This is a genomic window from Bradyrhizobium sp. Leo170 (assembly GCF_004296405.1).
In the GTDB taxonomy this organism is placed as follows: domain Bacteria; phylum Pseudomonadota; class Alphaproteobacteria; order Rhizobiales; family Xanthobacteraceae; genus Bradyrhizobium.
This window is the reverse complement of record NZ_PSRR01000132.1, coordinates 1-20162: the sequence shown is the minus strand read 5'-3', so window position 1 is coordinate 20162 and position 20162 is coordinate 1. Positions and strand designations below refer to the sequence as shown.

At 63.6% G+C, this 20162-nt stretch carries 21 protein-coding genes and 1 pseudogene; 5 read left to right on the top strand and 17 right to left on the bottom strand.

Annotation, left to right across the window (positions count from 1 at the left end; all coding sequences use genetic code 11):
- Window positions 1–92: 92 nt before the first annotated feature.
- Entirely contained in the window at window positions 93–938 is an 846-nt protein-coding gene (locus CWO89_RS21930) for an alpha/beta hydrolase (RefSeq protein ID WP_130580824.1), read from the bottom strand.
- 105 nt (window positions 939–1043) lie between these two features.
- Between CWO89_RS21930 and CWO89_RS21925 the strand changes: the two genes are divergently transcribed.
- The 4 genes and pseudogenes from CWO89_RS21925 (at window position 1044) to CWO89_RS21910 (ending at window position 6017) form a co-directional block, all read left to right on the top strand.
- Window positions 1044–2471 (top strand): amidase, encoded by a 1428-nt coding sequence (locus tag CWO89_RS21925; protein ID WP_130580828.1) that lies wholly within the window; start codon window positions 1044–1046, stop codon window positions 2469–2471.
- A 246-nt stretch (window positions 2472–2717) separates the two neighbouring features.
- The gene (locus CWO89_RS21920; RefSeq protein WP_130580823.1) at window positions 2718–4040 is read left to right on the top strand and encodes an MFS transporter; all 1323 of its coding nucleotides are present in this window, start codon (window positions 2718–2720) and stop codon (window positions 4038–4040) included.
- A gap of 16 nt (window positions 4041–4056) precedes the next feature.
- On the top strand, window positions 4057–4722 hold the full coding sequence (locus CWO89_RS21915) for a sulfite oxidase-like oxidoreductase (RefSeq protein ID WP_130580822.1): 666 nt from the start codon (window positions 4057–4059) through the stop codon (window positions 4720–4722).
- A 69-nt stretch (window positions 4723–4791) separates the two neighbouring features.
- Window positions 4792–6017: pseudogene (locus CWO89_RS21910) on the top strand (bifunctional alpha/beta hydrolase/OsmC family protein).
- 108 nt (window positions 6018–6125) lie between these two features.
- Here the strand turns inward: CWO89_RS21910 and CWO89_RS21905 are convergent.
- The 16 genes from CWO89_RS21905 to CWO89_RS21830 all read right to left on the bottom strand — a co-directional run bounded on the left by CWO89_RS21905 (window position 6126) and on the right by CWO89_RS21830 (window position 19730).
- Complete coding sequence (locus CWO89_RS21905) at window positions 6126–7130, bottom strand: quinone oxidoreductase family protein (protein ID WP_130580821.1); 1005 nt, start codon at window positions 7128–7130, stop codon at window positions 6126–6128.
- A gap of 15 nt (window positions 7131–7145) precedes the next feature.
- Window positions 7146–7460 carry a GIY-YIG nuclease family protein gene (locus CWO89_RS21900; RefSeq protein ID WP_130580820.1) on the bottom strand — a complete coding sequence of 105 codons (315 nt, stop codon included), beginning with the start codon at window positions 7458–7460 and terminating at the stop codon, window positions 7146–7148.
- 304 nt (window positions 7461–7764) lie between these two features.
- Window positions 7765–9096 carry a phenylacetate--CoA ligase PaaK gene (gene paaK, locus CWO89_RS21895; RefSeq protein WP_130580819.1) on the bottom strand — a complete coding sequence of 444 codons (1332 nt, stop codon included), beginning with the start codon at window positions 9094–9096 and terminating at the stop codon, window positions 7765–7767.
- Window positions 9097–9116: 20 nt separating this feature from the next.
- On the bottom strand, window positions 9117–9581 hold the full coding sequence (paaI, locus tag CWO89_RS21890; RefSeq protein WP_165421277.1) for a hydroxyphenylacetyl-CoA thioesterase PaaI: 465 nt from the start codon (window positions 9579–9581) through the stop codon (window positions 9117–9119).
- A 91-nt stretch (window positions 9582–9672) separates the two neighbouring features.
- Window positions 9673–10752 carry a 1,2-phenylacetyl-CoA epoxidase subunit PaaE gene (gene paaE / locus CWO89_RS21885; protein ID WP_130580818.1) on the bottom strand — a complete coding sequence of 360 codons (1080 nt, stop codon included), beginning with the start codon at window positions 10750–10752 and terminating at the stop codon, window positions 9673–9675.
- 2 nt (window positions 10753–10754) lie between these two features.
- Entirely contained in the window at window positions 10755–11258 is a 504-nt protein-coding gene (gene paaD / locus CWO89_RS21880; RefSeq protein WP_130580817.1) for a 1,2-phenylacetyl-CoA epoxidase subunit PaaD, read from the bottom strand.
- Window positions 11252–12028 carry a 1,2-phenylacetyl-CoA epoxidase subunit PaaC gene (paaC, locus tag CWO89_RS21875; protein ID WP_130580816.1) on the bottom strand — a complete coding sequence of 259 codons (777 nt, stop codon included), beginning with the start codon at window positions 12026–12028 and terminating at the stop codon, window positions 11252–11254. The genes paaD and paaC overlap by 7 nt, the downstream gene beginning before the upstream one ends.
- A gap of 108 nt (window positions 12029–12136) precedes the next feature.
- Window positions 12137–12424, bottom strand: coding sequence for a 1,2-phenylacetyl-CoA epoxidase subunit PaaB (gene paaB / locus CWO89_RS21870; RefSeq protein ID WP_130580815.1), 288 nt, complete (start codon window positions 12422–12424; stop codon window positions 12137–12139).
- 11 nt (window positions 12425–12435) lie between these two features.
- Window positions 12436–13428, bottom strand: a complete 993-nt coding sequence (gene paaA, locus CWO89_RS21865) for a 1,2-phenylacetyl-CoA epoxidase subunit PaaA (RefSeq protein ID WP_130580814.1) — start codon at window positions 13426–13428, stop codon at window positions 12436–12438.
- 74 nt (window positions 13429–13502) lie between these two features.
- Window positions 13503–14372, bottom strand: a complete 870-nt coding sequence (gene paaX, locus CWO89_RS21860) for a phenylacetic acid degradation operon negative regulatory protein PaaX (protein WP_130580813.1) — start codon at window positions 14370–14372, stop codon at window positions 13503–13505.
- A gap of 208 nt (window positions 14373–14580) precedes the next feature.
- The gene (locus tag CWO89_RS21855; protein ID WP_130580812.1) at window positions 14581–15351 is read right to left on the bottom strand and encodes an esterase/lipase family protein; all 771 of its coding nucleotides are present in this window, start codon (window positions 15349–15351) and stop codon (window positions 14581–14583) included.
- Window positions 15352–15492: 141 nt separating this feature from the next.
- Window positions 15493–16779: a DUF445 domain-containing protein gene (locus tag CWO89_RS21850; RefSeq protein ID WP_130580811.1), complete on the bottom strand. Its 1287-nt coding sequence runs from the start codon at window positions 16777–16779 to the stop codon at window positions 15493–15495.
- Between the two features lie 222 nt (window positions 16780–17001).
- The gene (locus CWO89_RS21845; protein ID WP_130580810.1) at window positions 17002–17478 is read right to left on the bottom strand and encodes a phasin; all 477 of its coding nucleotides are present in this window, start codon (window positions 17476–17478) and stop codon (window positions 17002–17004) included.
- A 178-nt stretch (window positions 17479–17656) separates the two neighbouring features.
- Window positions 17657–18256, bottom strand: a complete 600-nt coding sequence (locus tag CWO89_RS21840) for a GNAT family N-acetyltransferase (protein WP_130580809.1) — start codon at window positions 18254–18256, stop codon at window positions 17657–17659.
- A complete protein-coding gene (locus CWO89_RS21835; protein ID WP_130580826.1) occupies window positions 18253–19335 on the bottom strand; it encodes an alpha/beta fold hydrolase in 1083 nt (360 codons plus the stop codon). Before CWO89_RS21835 ends, CWO89_RS21840 begins: the two co-directional genes overlap by 4 nt.
- 11 nt (window positions 19336–19346) lie before the next feature.
- The gene (locus CWO89_RS21830) at window positions 19347–19730 is read right to left on the bottom strand and encodes a hypothetical protein (RefSeq protein WP_130580808.1); all 384 of its coding nucleotides are present in this window, start codon (window positions 19728–19730) and stop codon (window positions 19347–19349) included.
- 176 nt (window positions 19731–19906) lie between these two features.
- On the opposite strand from CWO89_RS21830, the gene CWO89_RS21825 reads away from it, so the two are divergent.
- Window positions 19907–20162 (top strand): alpha/beta fold hydrolase (locus tag CWO89_RS21825; RefSeq protein ID WP_165421276.1); only part of this gene is annotated, 256 nt, incomplete at its 3' end.

Here is a 20162-nt window from a genome sequence, read left to right as displayed (position 1 = left end):
GGCAGCGCAACCCGGGACACCTGCGTCTGCGATTACGAGCACCCCGGGTTACGCTTCGCTCCACCCGGGCTACGGCCAATTCGCGATGACGCCTATGGAGCCTCGCACAACCGCCGGATCAGCGCTGTGATCCGCCCGTTCGGCGACATCATCTCGTCCATGATTGAAAAATGATCGGCGCCGGGAATCTCCTCATACGTCACCGGCAAACCATAATCGGCGCGGTGCCCGGCGAAATCGGCGGTCTGCTTGCGCAAGAGCGGCAGTTCGCCGCTGCCGACCACCAGCGACAACGGCTTGAGCGGCCCGCCGGCCTGTCGCATTGGTGAATTGCGGTGGGAGGCCGCCTCGTCGAGCCCGAGCTTGACGTTGAGATAGCTCATCCGGATCGGCTCGAGGTCGTAGATGCCACTGATCGCGACCCCGCCCCGGACATGCTGATGCGACAGCGCCATTGCGGTCAGATGACCGCCGGCCGACCAGCCGGAGACGACGATGCCATTTTCGGCCGCTCCCAGCGCCGGCAACTGCTTGGCGAGGAAGTCGGTGCCGGCGTGGATCTCGGCGACGATCTCGTCGAGCGTCGCCTCCGGCGCGAGCGTGTAGCCGATCAGCGCGACATTGATGCCATGCGCCATCGGTCCTTCGGCCATCACCGTGAAGAACTCCTTCGACCGCATCTGCCAGTAGCCGCCATGGATGAACAGCAGCGTCGGCGCGCGCTCGCCCGCTTTCAGGAAATCGATGCGGTTGCGCTCGCGCGGGCCGTAGCGGAGATCGATGTGATTGGGATAGCGCTTGCGCAACTCCGCAGAACGCTCCCCCCACCCTCCGACAATATCACCGCTGCCTACAACTGCGGCACCGTTGTTCAAACCGCGGTCACGCTCCTCCTGGCTCATGGCGCGCCAATCGAGCGCAGAGAAGGGTGTCGTCATCAGCAGGTCTCCGGTTCCGGCCATTCCCCCAGCACGTTTCCACTTTGCCGGAAAATGGTCTAGAGCACTAGCTCCCTCCGCTGTTACGAACTGCAATCAATGGAGATGCAAGTGACGGATCAAGGCCTGGTGCGGGAGAGCGCCTGCACAGTCGTCGACAAGTTGCGGGCGGGCGAGGTCACACCGCTCGACCTGCTCGACGTCCTGGAAAAACGGATCGCCGAGGTCGACGACAAGGTCAACGCGCTTCCGATCCTGTGCTTCGACCGCGCGCGGAGGCACGCCGAAGCGCTGATGCAGAAGCCGGCTGCCGAGCGCGGCCTGCTCGCGGGCCTGCCGGTACCGATCAAGGATCTCTTCAACGTCGAGGGCGTGCTGAACACGCAGGGATCGCCGATCTTCAAGGATACCGTCGCCACCAGGTCCGACATCGTCGTGGCACATCTGGAAACGAATGGCAGTGTGGTCTACGCCAAATCGAACACGCCAGAATTCGGCGCCGGCGCCAACACCTTCAATGAAGTGTTCGGCGCGACATTGAACCCTTGGGATACGTCGCGCTCGGCATCCGGCTCTTCCGGCGGAGCGGCGGTCGCGCTTGCGACCGGAATGGCGTGGCTTGCCCACGGCACCGACATGGGTGGATCGCTGCGCAATCCAGCCAGTTTCTGCGGCATCGTCGGAATGCGGCCCAGCATCGGCCGCGTCGCCCACACGCCAAGCGGCATGATCGATCGCAACCTGACCGTTCACGGCCCGATGGCGCGCAACGTCGAGGATCTCGCGCTGTTGCTCGACGCCATGAGCGGCGAGTACGCCGCCGACCCGCTGTCGCTGCCGGCGCCGACGACGTCGTTCCTCTCAGCGGCGCGCTCCCGCAAGAAACCGAAACGCATCGCCTATTCGCCCGACCTCGGCATCACCCCGGTCGATCCAGAAGTCAGGGCGGTCACGCGGAAGGCAGCGGAACGCTTTGCCGAAGCAGGCGCCATCGTCGAGGAAGCACATCCCGACCTCAGCGAAGCCCATGAATGTTTCCACGTGCTGCGCGCTTTCGACTTCGCCGTCACCAAGGCGGCGCTGCTTCGCACCAAACGCGACCTGCTTAAGCCGGAGGTGATCTGGAACATCGAGGAAGGCCTGAAGTTGACGGTCGAGCAGATCGAACGCGCCGAGGCCCAGCGCGTCGCCATGACGGCACGCACCCTCGAATTCTTCGGGACCTACGACCTGTTGCTGACGCCTGCGACCATCGTCGCGCCGTTCCCGATCGAGAACCGCTATGTCGCCGAATGCGACGGCAAGACGTTCGACAATTACGTGGAGTGGCTCGGCATCGTCTATGCGATCACACTTGCGTGTTGTCCGGCGCTGTCCCTGCCCTGCGGCTTCACCACCTCCGGCCTGCCGGTCGGACTGCAGATGGTGGCGCCGCCGCGCGGCGAGGCCAACCTGCTCGCCGGCGCCAAGGCGCTGGAGGATATTTTGGGCGTGCGCGGTACTACGCCGATCGATCCAAGGGCGGCGAGATAAGGATATCTCCCCTCATGGTGAGGAGGCGCAGCGCCGTCTCGAACCATGAGGCCCCTATCTCACCCGGGGCCATCCTTCGAGACGCCTGCTCCGCAGGCTCCTCAGGATGAGGGTTATCGAGAGGAGAGAAGCGCCCATCGGCAATTGCGCCGACGATATTCGACATGCTACGCGGGCCGCAGCCGCTCCTGATGCCGTGAGAAGTGTCGGGCCGGATGATCAAATTGCCGTGCGTGGAGTTCCAATATGACAGATCAGGCCGCTGGGATCGCCGACGAGCCCCTCGACATTCGTGACGTCGAACGTCGCATCAAGGCGATCTTCATCGGCTCGGTCGGCAATCTCGTCGAGTGGTACGACTTCTACGCCTACACCGCTTTCGCGCTGTATTTCGCGCCGGCGTTCTTTCCCGGCAACGATCCGGTGGTGCAGCAGTTCAACGCAGCCGTGATATTCGCCGCGACTTTCCTGATGCGGCCGCTCGGCGGCTGGCTGTTCGGCTTCATCGCCGACCGCTATGGGCGGCGGCTGTCGCTCACGGTTTCCGTGGTCTGCATGTGTTTCGGCTCGCTGATCATCGCGGTGACGCCGACCTACGCCACGATCGGCTTTGCCGCGCCCGCGATCCTCGCATTGGCGCGCGTGATCGAGGGCCTTAGCCTCGGCGGCGAATATGGCGCGAGCGCCACCTATCTCAGCGAGGTCGCCGACGCCAAGAATCGCGGCTTCTATTCGAGCTTCCAATACGTCACCTTGATCGGCGGCCAGCTCACCGCGATCATCGTGCTGCTCTTGCTGCAGAAGGTGTTCTTGACGCCGGAACAGCTAAAGGACTGGGGCTGGCGAATTCCCTTCGCGATCGGCGCGGCGCTTGCCGTGATCGCAGCGGTGATGCGGCGCAGCCTGCAGGAGACCGACGCCTTCGAGGAAGCAAAGAAGGTGAGCAAGCCGACCGGCTCGATCACAAAACTCCTGAACTACCCGCGCGAACTGCTGCTGGTGGTCGGGCTGACCGCGGGCGGCACCGCGGCGTTCTACACCTTCACCACCTATATGCAGACCTTCGTCAAATTGTCGGTGGGCCTCACCGAGGACCAGACCACGTTCGTGATCTTCGGTTCGCTGATCTTCGCGACCATTCTGCAGCCGCTCTACGGCGCGCTGTCCGACCGCATCGGCCGCAAGCCGCTCCTGATCTTCTTCGGCGTGGTCGGCACGCTCGCGACCGTGCCGATCCTGACCGCGCTGAAGGACGCCAAGACGCCGTTTATCGCGTTCCTGTTGATCTGCGCCGCCTGGATCTTCACCGCCGGCTACACGTCGATCAACGCCGTGGTGAAGGCCGAACTGTTTCCGACCAACGTCCGCGCGCTCGGCGTCGGCCTGCCCTATGCGATCACGGTGTCGCTGTTCGGCGGTACGGCACCGGCGATCGCGCTCTATTTCAAGAGCCTCGGGCACGAACAATGGTTCTATTATTACCTCAGCGGCATGATCTTCCTCTCGCTTCTGATCTATGCAACCATGCGTGACACCAAGCATGAATCGGCGATGCATCGCCACGAGTGACGCCAAAGATTGACCAATGGCTGATGACCAGGAGCCGCCGCCGGAAAGCAAGCTGACGCGTAGCAAGGAGCGCTGGGCACGCGAGGGCCGCTTCCTCACCGGCAGGATCTCGCGTCCCGAGGAGCAGCGCCTGCCGCCCGGCCAGCATCTCACCCGCGACTGGCCGACGCTCGATCTCGGACTGACGCCGGAGATTGCGCGCGAGCGCTGGCGGCTCGACGTCTATGGCGCCGTGGAACATCCGGTGTTCTGGGATTGGACGCAGTTCACCGCGCAGCCGCAGTCGCAATTCGTCTCCGACATCCATTGCGTCACCACCTGGTCACGCTTCGACAATCAGTGGCAGGGCCTTGCGACCCGCGATCTCTTGGCCGCCTGCGAGCCGCATGAGGATGCGCTTTTCGTGGTGCTGCATTGCTATGACGGCTACACCACCAATCTCGCACTGGAGGATTTTGCCGCCGAGGACGCGCTGCTCGCCCATAGCTGGTCAGGCAAACCGCTGACCGAGGAGCATGGCGGCCCGGTGCGGCTCGTGGTGCCGCATCTCTATTTCTGGAAAAGCGCCAAATGGCTGCAGGGGATCGAATTCCTCACGCGGGATGCGCCGGGCTATTGGGAGGTCCGCGGCTATCACAACCGCGGCGATCCGTGGAAGGAAGAACGTTACTCGGGTGATTAGCCATTGATGGCGCCATTCCTCGCCTCTCCCGCAGGGAGAGGTGAAGGAAAAAAGCGATGGAGGGTAGCCGTGCCGACTGAACGCTTCCAATTCGCAAGCTCGGAAGGACACCAGCTCGCCGCCGCGCTGGATACGCCTGACGGCGAGATCAACGCTTACGCGCTGTTTGCGCATTGCTTCACGTGCGGCAAGGACGTGCTGGCGGCCAAGCGCATTGCGGTCGCGCTTGCCGCCAAAGGCATCGCGGTGCTGCGCTTCGATTTTACGGGGCTCGGCTCCAGCGAAGGCGATTTCGCCAATTCGACCTTCTCCTCCAACGTCGTCGATCTCGTTCGTGCCGCCCATCATTTGCGCGAAACCCGCAAAGCGCCCGATCTCCTGATCGGCCACAGCCTCGGCGGCGCTGCGATCCTCGCCGCTGCCGCGCAGATCCCTGAGGCGAAGGCCATCGTCACCATCGCCGCGCCCTCCGATCCCGCCCACGTCACCCATTTGCTCAAGGACCGCGTCGAGGACATCCGCGAGCAAGGCGAAGTCGAGGTCTCGCTCGCCGCCGGCCGTTCCGCATCAAGCGCGAATTCCTCGACGACATCGCCGAGCAGAATCTGCTGGCGCAGGTCGCGAAGCTGCACAAGGCGCTCTTGGTTATGCACGCACCGACCGACGATACCGTCGGCATCGAGAACGCCACCAAGCTGTTCATCGCGGCCAAGCATCCCAAGAGCTTCGTCTCGCTCGCCGACGCCGATCATCTCCTCACCGACAAGCGCGACACGACCTACGCCGCCGACGTTATCGCGGCCTGGTCCGAGCGCTATGTCGGGCCAACGGCGCTCGGGGCGGCCGCCGATCTCGCCGAAGCGCCGCGCCGTGTCGTGGTGCGCGAGACGCGCAACAGCAAATTCCAGCAGACCATCACCGTCGGCCCGCACCGATTGCTGGCGGACGAACCGGCCGCCGTCGGCGGCGAGGACTCAGGCCCCGGCCCTTACGATCTCGTGCTCGCGGGACTTGGCGCCTGCACCTCGATGACGATGCGCCTGTACGCCGACCGCAAGGCGCTGCCGCTCGATCGCGTCACGGTGACGCTGACGCACAGCAAGATCTACGCCAAGGATTGCGAGGAGTGCGAGACGCGCGAAGGCATGCTCGACCAGATCGACCGTGTCATCAAGATCGACGGACCATCGCTCGACGACGACCAGCGCAAGCGGCTGATGGAGATCGCCGACAAGTGCCCGGTGCACCGCACGCTGACGTCGGAGGTGCGGATCGTGACGAAGGCGGTGGATTGAGAATCTACATTGGCGTCATTGCGAGCGAAGCGAAGCAATCCATGCCTCCACTTGCTGAGGCATGGATTGCTTCGTCGCTTGCGCTCCTCGCAATGACGGCATCAATCATCAGGGCCGCAGTATGACCCTGTCGCGCGACGAGCCGGCCACGGCAAGGAACGCGGCTTTCGCCTGCTCCAGCGGATAGATCGCGCTCGCCTTGATCGGAAACGGCTTCAGGTGCCCGCTCGCAAATCCCGGGCCGAGTTCGCGCAGCACCGCGCCGGTTGCGATCGACGACAGGCCCAGCGTGTCGATGCCGACATAGGTGTGCTGGCCGCGATAGAATTCGAGGATATTGAACTGCACGATGCGGTCGACAGCCGCGATCAGGATCTGCCGTCCGCGCAGCGCCAGCGATTTGTGCGCGGCCTGGAAATAGGGATCGCCAACCGTGTTGAAGACGATGTCGGCGCCCTTGCCACCGGTGAGCTCGCGCACGCGCGCCGCTACATCGGTGCTTGAGGCATCGATCATCTCGACCTTCGCGTTGCTGTGCCCTTCATAGGGCTCGCTCTTGCGCGCCACGCCGATGACACGCGCGCCTTGCCAGGTCGCGATCTGCACCGCTGCCTGCCCGACCTTGCCGTTGACGCCCATCACCAGCACGGTCTCGCTTGGCTTCGGCAGGCCGGCGCGGCGAAAGCCCTCGATCGCAGTGACGAACGGCACGCCGATGCCCGCGGCCTCCTCCCACGAAATGCCCTTCGGCTTCTCCACCACCGCCTCGGACTCGACCGCGAGATGCGTGGCATGCGTGCCGTCGCGGCGAATGCCGAGATCGCCGGACGAGCCGAACACCTCACGCCCGACCCACCCCTCGGGCCCGTCGATCACGACGCCGGCATAGTCACGGCCCGGCGTGCGCGGAAACACCGCGTAAGGCATCAGTCCGGTCGCGGCCTTCACGTCAGATGGATTGACGGCGGCAGCCTTGATCTCGATCAGCACCTCGTTCGCCGCGCGTGACAGCGCATGCGTTTCCACGGTCGGCGCAAGCGCGGCGGGGTTATCGGCTTTGGCTAGCAGGCGAACGCAGCGGGCTTGGACTGTTTGGGTGCAGGGTGTCGGCATTGAGGTGTCGGTCCGTTAGGCGGGTTGGGTGGACGAGTGCGGCGATCTTCGTGCCGATAGCTGGCGCAGAGCCGCATAATCGCCGCGTATAAACGCCTCCTTCTTGGCCCTGCTCCATTTCTTGAGCTTGCGCTCATTCTCGATCGCGTCGGTGATGCGATCGAACCATTGCGAATAGACCAGCGTCACCGGTCGGCGCGTCGCGGTATAGCCGCCAACCGTTCCGGAATTATGCTGCGCTACTCTGATCTCGAGCGCGGTCCGCGTGATCCCGATGTAGAAACTCCCATCGGCACATCGGAGAATATAGAGAAACGCGCCCTCAGCCATATTCCATCTCCCCAATCCCCACTCTCACCCCTCATCCTGAGGAGCCGCAAAGCGGCGTCTCGAAGGATGTGGCCACCAACCGGGCCTCATGGTTCGAGACGGCGCTTGCGCGCCTCCTCACCATGAGGGGAGAAAGTTACGCGCGTGGCTTGCGCCTGTCGAGCACTCGCCTTGCCGCCGCAAGCGAACCTTTAGCCCCTCATCCTGAGGAGCGCGGAACGCGCGTCTCGAAGGATGTGGCCACCGACCGGGCCTCATGGTTCGAGACGGCGCTTGCGCGCCTCCTCACCATGAGGGGTGACGGCTACCCCCTCGGCCGCTTGTCGTAAACCCGTTTGGCCTTGCCGAGCGAGCGCTCGAGGGTTTCGGGGGCGACGGCTTGAACGCGTGCGGTGATGCCGATTGTGTTCTTGATGAAGATCGAGACTTTCTCGGCATGCGCGGCAAGGCCGCTGCCGTCCCAGCTTTCGGGGCGGGCTTCGGCGAGCACTGTCATCTCGTCCATGCGGCCTTCGCGCGAGAGTTCGATGATGAAATGGCCGCCGCACCAGTCAGTCGCGAGCAGCGCCTCCTCGATCTGAGTGGGGAATACGTTGACGCCGCGCAGGATGATCATGTCGTCTGAGCGTCCCGTGACCTTCTCCATCCGCCGCATGCCCGGCCGCGCGGTGCCCGGCAGCAGGCGCGTCAGGTCGCGGGTGCGGTAGCGGATCACGGGAAAGGCTTCCTTGGTGAGCGAAGTGAAGACCAGTTCGCCCTTCTCGCCGTCGGGCAGCACTTGTCCGGTCTCGGGATCGATCACTTCAGGATAGAAATGATCCTCCCAGATGTGCAAGCCATCCTTGCTCTCCACACATTCCTGCGCGACGCCGGGGCCGATCACCTCGGACAGGCCGTAGATGTCGGTCGCGTCCATGTCGAAGGCGTGCTCGATCTCGGCGCGCATCGCGTTGGTCCAGGGTTCGGCGCCGAAGACGCCGAACTTCAGCGACGATTGTCGCGGCTCGAGCCGCTGCCGCCTGAACTCGTCCAGGATCGCTAGCATATAGCTCGGCGTCACCGTGATGATGTCGGGGCGGAAGTCGTTGATGAGTTGCACCTGCCGTTCGGTCATGCCGCCGGAGACCGGCACCACGGTGCAGCCGAGCTGCTCGGCTCCGTAATGCACGCCGAGCCCGCCGGTGAACAGGCCATAGCCGTAGGCATTGTGGATGATCATGCCGCGGCGACCGCCGGCAGCACGGATCGAGCGCGCCATCACCTCCGACCAGATGTCGATATCGGCTTGCGTGTAGCCGACCACGATCGGCTTGCCGGTCGTGCCGGAGGAGGCATGCACGCGCACCAGTTTTTCGCGCGGCACCGCGAACATATTGAACGGATAATTGTCGCGCAGGTCGGTCTTGGCCGTGAATGGGAATTTCGCGAGATCGGAAAGCTCGCGGAAATCGGACGGATGCACGCCGGCCGCATCGAAGGCGCGCTTGTAATGCGCGACGTTGTCATAGACATGCTGCAGCGACCAGGCCAGCCGCTTGGTCTGCAGCGACATGATCGCATCGCGCGAGGCGCTTTCGGCCTCGTCCATCTCAGCGCTGTAACCACTTCCCGTCGACTTGAGCTTTGGCATGGCCATGGCGCGTTTCCTTCGATCGTCTATTTTTGCTTGGTCTCGTTGTCCGCTGTCGGCAGCCAGGTGCCGCTGATCACACGCGAATGGCCGCGGAATTCGGCGATCACATCATCGCCTGCGGTGACGCGGACGTCATAGATTCCGGATCGCCCGCTGCGCGAGATCTCGCGCGCGGTGGCGATCAGGCGGTCGCCGAGCCTGCCGGGCCTGATGAAAGTGATGCTGCCTTGCGCGGCGACGACGCGTTCATTGTGGCTGTTGCAGGCAAAGGCGAACGCGGAATCGGCCAGCGTGAAGATGAAGCCGCCATGAGCGATACGCTGGCCGTTGACCATGTGCGGCGCAATCGTCATCGCAAGCGTCGCCTGCCCCGGCTTGATCTCAACGATCTCCATGCCGAGGCCCTTGCTGGCGTCGTCCTCCTTCCACATCGCCTCGGCGCAGGCGCGCGCAAGGTCTTCGGACGAAAGCGTGGCCTTGACGTTCACGTTCAACTCCCCTGTCTTCGGGCCCGTTGAATGGACCTCTTGGCATTATTTGTGAGACGCACTGCCCTGCGTGTCAACGCGACTTAAAGCTCTATACGTGGTCGTAATCTACGACGACCTTGTCCGAGCATGGCCGGGCCTGGCAGGTCAGGATGAAGCCCGCCTGCAATTCCCAGGGCTCCAGCGAATAATTCAGCTCCATCTCCGCCTTGCCCTCGACGAGCTTGGCGCGGCAGGTCGAGCACATGCCGCCCTTGCAGGCGAAGGGCAGGTCGATGCCCGCGCGCAGCGCCGCGTCGAGGATGGCCTCACCATCCGCTACCGGCACTTCGCGCCGCTTGCCGTCGATGATCAGCGCGGCCATCGCCTTCGGCGGCGCGCCCGGCTCCACGATCTTTTTCGGCCGCGGCTTGCCACCGAACTCGGAGACGAAGCGCTCGACGTGGATCTTGTCATCGCCGAGGCCAAGTTCACGGCAGGTTACCTCGATCTCTTCGCTCATCCCGATCGGGCCGCAGATGAAGACGTGATCGACACTTGCGGCCGGCACCAGCGAGCGCAACAGCACCCTCACCTTCTCGCCATCGAGCCGGCCATGCAGGATCGGGATGTCCTGCTCCTCGCCTGAGATCACGTGGAACAGCGAAAACCGCTGCATGAAGCGATCCTTCAATTCCTCCAGCTCTTCGAGGAACAGCATGCCTGAGGTCGAGCGATTGCCGTAGAACAGGAAGAAGCGGCTTTGCGGCTCGCGCGCCAGCACGCCCTTGATGATCGACAGGATCGGCGTGATGCCGCTTCCCGCGGCAAAGCCGACATAGATCCGCGCCTCCTCCGGTGCCGGCGCAACGCCGAAGCGGCCGGTCGGCGTCATCACGTCGAGCTCGTCGCCCGTTTTGAGGTCTTCGGCGGCCCAGTTCGAAAACGCGCCGCCATCGACCTTTTTCACGGCGATGCGCAGCTCGCCATCATCGGGGCCGGAACAGATCGAATAGGATCGGCGCACTTCCTCGCCGTCCAGCATCGTGCGCAAGGTCAGGTATTGGCCGGGCGCAAAGCTGTAATCGCTTGCGAGCTCCTTCGGGATCGCAAACGTCATCGATATCGCGTCCGCGGTCTCGCGGCGCAGGTCGTGGACGGCAAGGCGATGGAAGCGGGGCGCGAGCGACATGGTCAATGACACTTGAAGTAGTCGAACGGTTCGCGGCAGCTCCTGCAGCGCCACAGCGCCTTGCAGGAGGTCGAGCCGAATTCGGACAGGAGTTCGGTGTCTTCGGAGCCGCATTGCGGGCACGCTACGTGCTGCTGGCCGAACAGCGCGCGGCGCGAGCTGCCGGGCAGCGGCGGCGCAATGCCGTACTCCTTCAGCTTGCGGCGGCCGTCCTTGCTCATCCAGTCGGTGGTCCAGGCCGGTGACAGCACGGTGCGGATTTTCGGGCTGCGAATGCCCTCGCGCTCCAGCGCCAGCTCGATCTCGAGCGCGATCATGTTCATGGCGGGGCAGCCGGAATAGGTCGGCGTGATCTCGACCTCGACCTGCCCATCAAGAACGGCGACATCGCGCAGCACACCGAGATCGGCGATGGTCAGCACGGGAATTTCGGGGTCAACCACCTGCGCAGCCGCCTCCCACGCGCGCCGGCGCAGATCGGCGTCGCTGATGACAGCGGTCACCATGTCGCCCCCGGAAAGGTTCGCTGCAGCGACTGCAATTCGCTGAGAAGATGGCCGAGATGCTCGCTGTGCCGGCCACCGCGGCCGCCCTGCTGCATCCAGTTGCTCGCGGGTAATGCGAGCGTGGCCTCATTCACGACGGCAGTAATCGTCTTCAGCCATTGCGGATACAGCGACACCGGGTCGACAGCGATGCCAGCATCGATCAGGCCGTGCTCGGAGCCATCGACGGAAAACATCTCGCCGGTGAAGGACCAGAGATCATCAATCGCGGTCTGCGCGCGGTGATGGCTTTCCTCGGTGCCGTCGCCGAGCCGGATGATCCATTCCGACGAATGCCTGACATGATAGGCGCTCTCCTTCTCGGATTTCGCCGCGATCGCCGCGAGTGTCGCATCCTTCGACTGCATCATCGCACGCCAGTAGAGATCGGCGAAGGCGGCATGGAAGAACTGCCGCACCATGGTGCGTGCGAAATCGCCGTTCGGCTGCTCGACCAGGAGGAGATTGCGGTACTGCCTGACGTCGCGCAGATAGGCGAGCTTGTCCTCGTCGTTGTCCTTGCCCTCGACCCTGGCGGCGTAAGTATAGAGCTCGCGCGCCTGTCCGAGCAGATCGAGCCCCATATTGGCAAGCGCCATGTCCTCTTCCAGCGTTGGCGCGTGTCCGCACCATTCCGACAGGCGGTGGCCGAGGATCAGCGCATCGTCGGCGCGCCGCAACGTGTAAAGCACGAGCGGCGTTTCGGAGATTTCAACATTTGCAACGGCCATGGCGATCCACCTGCTTGTTCACTCGTCATTGCGAGGAGCGAAGCGACGAAGCAATCCACGTCTCGGCAAGTGGCAACATGGATTGCTTCGCTTCGCTCGCAATGACGGCTACATATGTCCGACTTCGTCGGGCACGTCGTAAAACGTCGGGTGCCTGTAAATCTTCGACTCCGCCGGCTCGAACATCATGCCCTTCTCGGCCGGGTCGGAGGCAGTGATCGCGCTCGACGGCACCACCCAGATCGAGAGGCCCTCGCCGCGGCGGGTGTAGATGTCGCGCGCGGCCTGCAGCGCCAGCGTGGCGTCGGCGGCATGCAGCGAGCCGACATGCTTGTGCGCAAGGCCGTTGCGGCTGCGGATGAAGACTTCCCATAGCGGACTATTCGGCGTGGCCATCTCGGCCTCCTTTATTCGGCTGCCTGTGCGAACTGCCTGCGCTTGCGCTTCTCGGCGTAAGCAGCCGCCGCCTCGCGCACCCAGGCGCCCGCGTCATGCGCCTTGCGGCGCGCCGCGAGACGATCACGGTTGCAGGGGCCGTTGCCCGCGAGCACCTGCTTAAATTCGTCCCAGTCGATCGGGCCCGGCACCCAATGGCCGGCCTCGTCCTGCTTCATCTTGGGATCGGGAATGGTGAGGCCCAGGAACTGCGCCTGCGGCACGGTCGCATCGACGAATTTCTGCCGCAACTCGTCGTTGGAGAAACGCTTGATCTTCCATTTGGTCGAGGTGTCGCTGTGCTGGCTCACCTTGTCGGGCGGACCGAACATCATCAGGACCGGCCACCACCACCGGTTCAGCGCATCCTGCGCCATCGCCTTCTGCTCGTCGGTGCCCCGGCACAGCGTCAGCATGATCTCGAAGCCCTGGCGCTGATGGAAGGATTCCTCCTTGCAGACGCGGATCATCGCCCGCGCGTAAGGGCCGTAGGAGCAGCGGCACAGCGGGATCTGGTTCATGATCGCCGCGCCGTCGACCAGCCAGCCGATGGTGCCGATGTCGGCCCAGGTCAGCGTCGGATAGTTGAAGATCGAGGAATACTTGGCCTTGCCCGTCAGCATCGCGTCGACGAGCTCTTCGCGCGAGGTGCCGAGCGTCTCGGCGGCGGCGTAGAGGTAGAGCCCGTGGCCGCATTCGTCCTGTACTTTTGCCAATAGCGCAGCCTTGCGGCGCAGTGTCGGCGCGCGCGTGATCCAGTTGCCCTCAGGCAGCATGCCGACGATTTCGGAATGCGCGTGCTGGGAAATCTGCCGCGTCAGCGTCTTGCGATAGGCCGCGGGCATCCAGTCGTTCGGCTCGATGCGATCGTCGGCATCGATGCGCGCCTGAAACGCGGCGGCGCGTGTGGCGTCCTCGACATTGCGGTCATCTGCGTCAGACGTATTCAGCGCCTGCGTGTACATGGCCGACCTCCCGAATTTTATTGTCCTTGATCTATATCAAAATTCCAATTCTTGCAAGTATTTTTGTAACATATTCACGCATCGTCAAACCGCCGCGAAAGTTCCATGCTGGGCTTCGGCAACGGCCCATTCTCAGTGGTCGCATGCCGGTCAAGCCATTGTTCGGACAAGGCAAGCACGCCGCGATAGATTTCGCCGCAGAGCTTTCGCGCTGCACTCCCCGGCCAATCCCTTGGCAACAGCGCGGTCGGCAGCAGCGGATCGCGCAGCACCACGCGGCGGTAGTAATGGATCAGGAGGATGCGGGCGGTGAAAGCGTCGGCATCCGTGAGTTCCTCGCCGCGCGCAAGCCAGCCGCGCAGCGGCTCGAACGTCCTGATGAATTTCTGATAGGCATCCGCGGTGCGATCGAGCGGCCAGCTCTCGCTGAGCAGTCGCCGCCCGTTTTCATCTTCGGCCGAGACTTCCAGACGGATGGCGCTAGAGGCCTCCTCTGGGATTGGCACGCCCGACGGCGCGACCCACACGCCCGGCAGCGGACTGCCGAAGCCGGCGTTCTTCAGCGCCTCGCGCGCGGCGTCGCGATCCTCGCCATTGCCGATCAGCAGCAATTCGAAACGCCCGGTCCAGTCCGACGGCGGCGGGTCATAGATATGCCTGGTCGCGGTGTCGAAGGTTTGCCGCCCTTTCTCATTCAGTCGGTAGAAGCTGTTGCGGCCGACCTTGTTGCGCTCGAGCCAGCCGTCGGCGGCGAGCCGCGACATCGCGGTTCGCACCACGCCGCCATCGATGTCGAGGAAGGCAAAGAAATCCAGGAGCGTGCCGAGCCACACGCAGCCGCCGCGCGGGACGATGGCGTCGCCGAACACGGTGATGACGATGGAGCCGGTGCGCGACGGTTCGCGCTTCAACTGGTCGATGATGCGGTCAAGCGGCTGCGGCATGCGTCCACGCATACCGCGTTTTGCGCGCGTGCGACAACGTCGCTTGTGGTGGGCGGCGGGGCTTCATCCTTCGAGACGGCCGCTACGCGGCCTCCTCGGGATGAGGTCTGGCAAAGGCGCAAGCTGTCAGCCCCTCATGGTGAGGAGCGCGGAACGCGCGTCTCCGGACGATGCTTCGCATCGCCTTGAGAACCATGAGGCCCGGAATCTACCGGTTCGGATCAGGATAAACCATGGCGCGCCAGCCGCTCCGATCGAACGGCGCCCACTCCCCTTCGCGCTGCGCCAGACGATCGGCGACGGCGTAGACGGCGGCGGGATGGTGGCCCATGCCGCAATGGCTGCTTTCGACCTCGATGCTTTCCGACATCGCCGAGGCCTGTTCGCGGCAGCCCTGCCAGGCGCAGATGCCATCGGTGCGGCTGAAGATCGCCGAGGTCGGCACCGGAGGCGCGCCGGCCAGCGATCCGCCGAAGCGTGGATCCTCTTCTTCGGCGCGGCGGCCGCTCGCGATCTCGTAGACGCGCCAGGCGTTGGTCGATTTCGGCCCGGCGGCGAATGGGCTGCCGAGCGTGATCACCTGGCGCACGCGCTCGGGCATCATCTTGGCGAGCTGGCGCGCATAGAGGCCGCCAAGGCTCCAGCCGACGAGCGAGACCTTGCGGCCATGGCTGTCGTTCATCTCCTGCACGAGATCGACCATCCCCTGCTGCACGCCCGTACGCAGGCCGAGATTGCGGCCCTGGCGCCAGCCGCTCACCGCATAACCCTTGCTGCTCAGGAACTCGCGCAATGGCCGTGTCGAGAGATCCGATGCGACCAGTCCCGGCAGCACCAGCACCGGATGACCATCGCCGCGCGGCGCGAGGCTCAACAGCGGCAGGGCGCCGAGGAAGGCGCCGAGTTCATGGATGGCGCGCCCTTCCAACAGCATCAGCGTCCTGGACGGCGGGCGAAGCGTCTCTGCGGCAAGGGACATGCTATCTCCTTCGCGCCGGCCTTCGCGTTGCAGCAGCCGGCCAATGGATCAACGGGCAATTAAAGCTAGGGAAACGGCCTTCTTCTTTCAAGCGAACCAGATCACACAGATCACAACAAAAACGCCCGCGTGCCCGATCTGTCACACGAGCCGCAGCAGGTATTCGATGGTGTACAGGATCAATCCGGCAAGGCCGCCGATCAGCGAGCCGTTGAAGCGGATATATTGCAGGTCCCTGCCGACATTGATCTCGAGCAGAGAGATCAATTGCTGCATGTCCCAGGCCTTCATCTGATCGGCGATGAAGGTCGAAACGCCGCTCTTCTGGTCGGCGACCACCGTCCGGAGGATCGCGACCAATCCCTCGTTGATCTCGGCGCGCAACTCGGCGTCGCCGGCCAGCGCCTCGCCCGCCTCCACGAACATCCTGGCGAGATACTGCTGCAGCACCTGCGTCTCTCCCGAGGCGCTGCGCTCGATGAAGTCCTTCAGGTTCGACCAGATGTTGCGCGCGAGGCCTTCCAGCTCCGGCCGCGCCAGCAGATCGCGCTTCAATCGGTTGATGCGATCGGCAAAAGCGCGATCGCTGCCGAGCCGCTCGACGAACGACAGCAGCATGCGGTCGAACTCGCCGCGGAACGGATGCTTCGGATCGTCGCGGACCTCCTCGAAGAATTTCGTCGCGGACGCGATGATCCGGTTCACGACAAATTTGTCGGCGCGGTAGAGTCTCAAGAGCGTCGGCATTTCCGCGCGGACCTTGTCGCGGATGACAGCCATGGTCTCCTTCGTCGTCAGCGTCTGGTGCAGGACGCGCAGGATGTCGTCGAGCAGGCCCTCGTGCTTTCCCTCCTGCACAAAGCCGCGTAGCGTGCCGGCGGCAAGCGGCGCCAGATCGATCGCCAGCAGTTGCGCGGTGACACGGCGGCTGACGAACTTCATCAACCCCGAATTCTCCGTCGCCGAAAACGCCTCCGGCAAAAGGCCCAGCACGAAGCGGGCGAGATCGGTCGAGCGCTTGCGGTCGCGCAGCCAGTCGGCGATGAAGGCGCCGAAATCGATCTCGCGCAGCTTGGCCTCCACCGGCCCTGCTTCGAGGAAATTCTTCTCGATGAATTCGCCGAGCTTCTCGGCGATGCGGCCCTGATTGCTCTGGATGATCGCGGTGTGCGGGATCGGCAATCCCAGGGGACGCTTGAACAAGGCGACCACCGCATACCAGTCGGCGAGCCCGCCGATCGTGGCAGCCTCTGCAAACGCCGCGATGAAGCCGAAGACGGGATGCACGGGCAACAGCGCTTTCGCGACGAGGAACAGCACGAACGTCGCAGCTAACACCCCGGTCGCCAGCCACTTCACGCGCCGCAACTCCGCCGCGCGGATCGCGTCGGCGGGAGTGGCGATGGTGAAGGTGGCGGGAAGGGTCATGACGCTTTCGCGCAAAGATTCATGTCGAGACACAGTAGCCGTCATTGCGAGCGAAGCGAAGCAATCCATGTCTCAACGCGGGAGAGATGGATTGCTTCGTCGCTACCGCTCCTCGCAATGACGGAGAGCGCAACATCGACGATGTATGGAAACGGAACTCAAAAAAGAAGGCCCGCAACCGGCGGGCCCTTCGGAAAACCAAAGTTGGTAGGCTTGACGCAATCAGGCGGTCTTGGTGTAGACCTTGGCGAAATTGTCCTGCGCGGACTTCGCACCTTCGGTGACGAGCTTGCCGACATATTCGGTCGCAGCCTTGGTCCGCGAGACGAACACTTCGCCGCGCGCACGCACCAGGTCCGACTGGATCTGCACCGCTTCGTTCAGCGACTTGGCGGAAGCCAGCTTGTCGATACCGTTGAAGAACGCTTCCGCGTCCTGATAGAACGCCTCCTGGATATTGCGGCTGATCTTGGCGGCCTCGGAAACCGAACCGGCAACGGCGGATTCGATCACGGCGGTCACCTTCTCCGAGCCGGCGTGCAGGTCGGCGGCGCGAACCTTGGCGGTCTCGGCCTGCTTCTTCACGAACTCACGCGCGGCTTCCGGCACTTCCAGGTTCTGCAGCTTGCTAAAAGCTTCAGTCACAGGCGCAAAGGCCTGCTTGACGCTATCAAAAACGGAATTGGTCTCAGTAGTCATAGGGTCTCTCCATCCTCGGTTAGAGCTATGGGCTCACCCCGTCCAAATCTGGCCCAGGGCGTCATCCTTATGCCATGGTTAATGGTGCATCGCAATATATATGTTGCAACGCAATATCACAAATCCGTGAACAGTGAAAATATCAGGCGATCTGCCCGTCCGGCGGGCGGCAGGCTGGTCAAACCTGCGGCTCGACCGCCCCCGGCAGGCCGTAGGCCTCCATCTGTGCCCGAACCTGCGCCACATTGTGCCCGAGCACCACGATGTCGTGGGTCCCGCCGGCGGCATCTCGGACATGGTCGCGCAGCAGCGCCTCGGCCCGGAAGCCGAGGCCCTCGAACAGGGCAATCGCGCCCCGTTGGTCGACCGTCATCTGTACCGAGAGCTTCTCGAGGCCAGCGCTGAGCGCAATGGCAAAAGTCTCCTGCGACAGCGCCCGCCCCACACCCTGCCCGCGGACGTCCAAGGACACCACCATCCGGATCTCACCGACATGGGGCGACCAGGAGTGGCGGTCGCGCACCAGCGTGCCGCAACCGACCACGACGCCATCCCGCAGCGCGAGCAAGCTCACGATGTCGCCGCGGTCGATCTCGTTGAGCCACGCCGATAGCACTTTCGGCTCGCTGATGTTGCGCGGCAGGAACAGCAGATCATGCGTCGGCAGCTTTTGCGCGAAAGCCAGCACCGCGGCTTCATCGGCGCGCGACATCAGGCGGAATTCGATCTCGCCGGCCTCGGTCTTGAGGCGCTGTGGATAGGAACGTGTCTCACTCATGTCGATCGCATCCCCAGCCAGGAATCCAGTTTCGGCCACAGCCGCTTGATCGCATTGGCGCCGGCAACGAGGCTGACATGGCCACCTTTGAGGACCACCTCCTCCTTGTCGGTCGAGCCGACTTTCGCGATCAGGTGTCGCGCCGCCTCATAAGGCACGATGTGATCATGCTCGGCGACCGCGTGCAGGATCGGCACCTTGACGTTCGCAAGCTTCGCCGCGCACCCGCCGACCGACATGGCGTCGTTATAGAGCTTGTTGTCCCACATCAGGTCCTTGGTGATGGTCCGGAAATAGTCACCGGCGAGCGGCAGCGTGTCGGTCGCCCAGCGGTCGAACATCCGGTACGACTTCACGAACTCGTCGTTCCAGATGTTGTCCCAGAGCTGCACCTGGCTTGCCGCGCGCGAGGCCGGCCGCAGCATCTCGAACGACGACAGGATCATTTCGGGCGGCATGTTCCCGACGCTATCGATCAGACGGTCGACGTCGAAGTAGCGACGGTCGGCGAAATTCGAGAACAGCGTCATCTCGCGGAAGTCGATCGGCGTGGTGAAGCAGATCAAATTCTTCATCGGCCCGTCGTGGAAGATCGAGCCATAGAGCAGCGACAGCACGCCGCCGAAGCAATAACCGATGACGGAGACATCCGTCTCGCCGGAATCCTGCTGCACCCGGCGGACACAGTCTGGAATGAAGTCGAGGACGTAGTCCTCCATCCTGAGGTTCTTCTCTTCCGGTTTCGGCGCGGTCCAGTCGAGCATGTAGACGTCGTAGCCGCGCTTGAGCAGGAATTCGATGAAGCTCTGTCCGGGCACCATGTCGAGGATATAGCCGCGATTGGTGGTGGCCATCACGATCAGGACCGGCACGCGGTAGATTTCGTCCGCCAGCGGTCGGTAGTGGTAGAGCTGCATGGTGCCGCGGCTGGCCAGCACGTCCTTTGGCGTGGAGCCGAGCGCAGGGCCGGAGGTCGACAGATATTCGACGCCCTTGATGCTGCGTTGGATCGCGCGCTGGACCTCGGACTGAATGCGCTCCGCGATCGACGCTGCATCGATTCCCAAGGACGCATCCATTGAGGGCGAGTTCATTTTTGCGCTTTCTCTGCAGGCGGCCGTTTGGTACGCGGCGGCCGCGGCTTGCTGGCTGTCGCGCTTTCCGCATTGCCTGCGCTGCGGTTCATCTGGTTGAGCAGCGCCTTGATCTCATTGAGCTGGCCTTCGATCGATTGCAGGCGCTCGGCCATGCCGACGAGCTGCGCTCGGCTCGGCAGGTTCATGCTCACGAGATATTTCTCCATGAGCTCGACGAACTGCTTCTGCGCACCGGCCGCGACGCCGCCGGCCTGGTTCATCAGCCGGCTGAATTCCGGCGTCCCCATTGCCTGGTTGGCGAAGGAATTGAATCCCTTCTCCAACTCGCCGATCATCCTCTGCCAGATGACAGCGGGATCGTTGCCCTTGTCGGCCATTGGCGCTCTCCCAAATGGTTACGAGCGCTTGCCACGCTTCTCTTTGCTCTCCATACCACACCGTTGCAGGCAGCCGGTCAACCCAAGTTGACATTGAACGCCGCGCCAGAAAGCTTCTGCGCCGCGGCAAAGCGTGGCATAGAGTGGTTACTCGAGAACCCAGCCGAGGACGCCCCTTGACCACCCTCGCCCACCGGCCGCCGCAGATGATCCGCGCCAATGGCATCGACATCTGCTACGAGATCTTCGGCGACGAAAGCGCCGAACCGATGCTGCTGATCATGGGGCTCGGCGCCCAGATGATCCATTGGGACGACGAATTCTGCGAACAGCTTGCCGCGCGCGGCTTTCGCGTGATCCGCTTCGACAACCGCGACATCGGCCAATCCGGCAAGCTCACCGGCGGCAAGCGGCTGACGGCGTTCGAAATGC

Bases quoted from the DNA above. Each gene is read 5' to 3' on its own strand.
- paaB (WP_130580815.1), bottom strand. From the start codon at position 12,424: ATGGCCACGCCGAATAGTCCGCTATGGGAAGTCTTCATCCGCAGCCGC.
- paaK (WP_130580819.1), bottom strand. From the start codon at position 9,096: ATGGCCATGCCAAAGCTCAAGTCGACGGGAAGTGGTTACAGCGCTGAG.
- paaC (WP_130580816.1), bottom strand. From the start codon at position 12,028: ATGGCCGTTGCAAATGTTGAAATCTCCGAAACGCCGCTCGTGCTTTAC.
- CWO89_RS21835 (WP_130580826.1), bottom strand. From the start codon at position 19,335: ATGGATGCGTCCTTGGGAATCGATGCAGCGTCGATCGCGGAGCGCATT.
- CWO89_RS21915 (WP_130580822.1), top strand. From the start codon at position 4,057: ATGGCTGATGACCAGGAGCCGCCGCCGGAAAGCAAGCTGACGCGTAGC.
- CWO89_RS21845 (WP_130580810.1), bottom strand. From the start codon at position 17,478: ATGACTACTGAGACCAATTCCGTTTTTGATAGCGTCAAGCAGGCCTTT.
- paaA (WP_130580814.1), bottom strand. From the start codon at position 13,428: ATGTACACGCAGGCGCTGAATACGTCTGACGCAGATGACCGCAATGTC.
- paaE (WP_130580818.1), bottom strand. From the start codon at position 10,752: ATGTCGCTCGCGCCCCGCTTCCATCGCCTTGCCGTCCACGACCTGCGC.
- CWO89_RS21905 (WP_130580821.1), bottom strand. From the start codon at position 7,130: ATGCCGACACCCTGCACCCAAACAGTCCAAGCCCGCTGCGTTCGCCTG.
- CWO89_RS21925 (WP_130580828.1), top strand. From the start codon at position 1,044: ATGCAAGTGACGGATCAAGGCCTGGTGCGGGAGAGCGCCTGCACAGTC.
- CWO89_RS21930 (WP_130580824.1), bottom strand. From the start codon at position 938: ATGACGACACCCTTCTCTGCGCTCGATTGGCGCGCCATGAGCCAGGAG.
- CWO89_RS21850 (WP_130580811.1), bottom strand. From the start codon at position 16,779: ATGACCCTTCCCGCCACCTTCACCATCGCCACTCCCGCCGACGCGATC.
- CWO89_RS21830 (WP_130580808.1), bottom strand. From the start codon at position 19,730: ATGGCCGACAAGGGCAACGATCCCGCTGTCATCTGGCAGAGGATGATC.
- CWO89_RS21855 (WP_130580812.1), bottom strand. From the start codon at position 15,351: ATGTCCCTTGCCGCAGAGACGCTTCGCCCGCCGTCCAGGACGCTGATG.
- CWO89_RS21920 (WP_130580823.1), top strand. From the start codon at position 2,718: ATGACAGATCAGGCCGCTGGGATCGCCGACGAGCCCCTCGACATTCGT.
- CWO89_RS21840 (WP_130580809.1), bottom strand. From the start codon at position 18,256: ATGAGTGAGACACGTTCCTATCCACAGCGCCTCAAGACCGAGGCCGGC.
- paaD (WP_130580817.1), bottom strand. From the start codon at position 11,258: ATGGTGACCGCTGTCATCAGCGACGCCGATCTGCGCCGGCGCGCGTGG.
- paaX (WP_130580813.1), bottom strand. From the start codon at position 14,372: ATGCCGCAGCCGCTTGACCGCATCATCGACCAGTTGAAGCGCGAACCG.
- CWO89_RS21900 (WP_130580820.1), bottom strand. From the start codon at position 7,460: ATGGCTGAGGGCGCGTTTCTCTATATTCTCCGATGTGCCGATGGGAGT.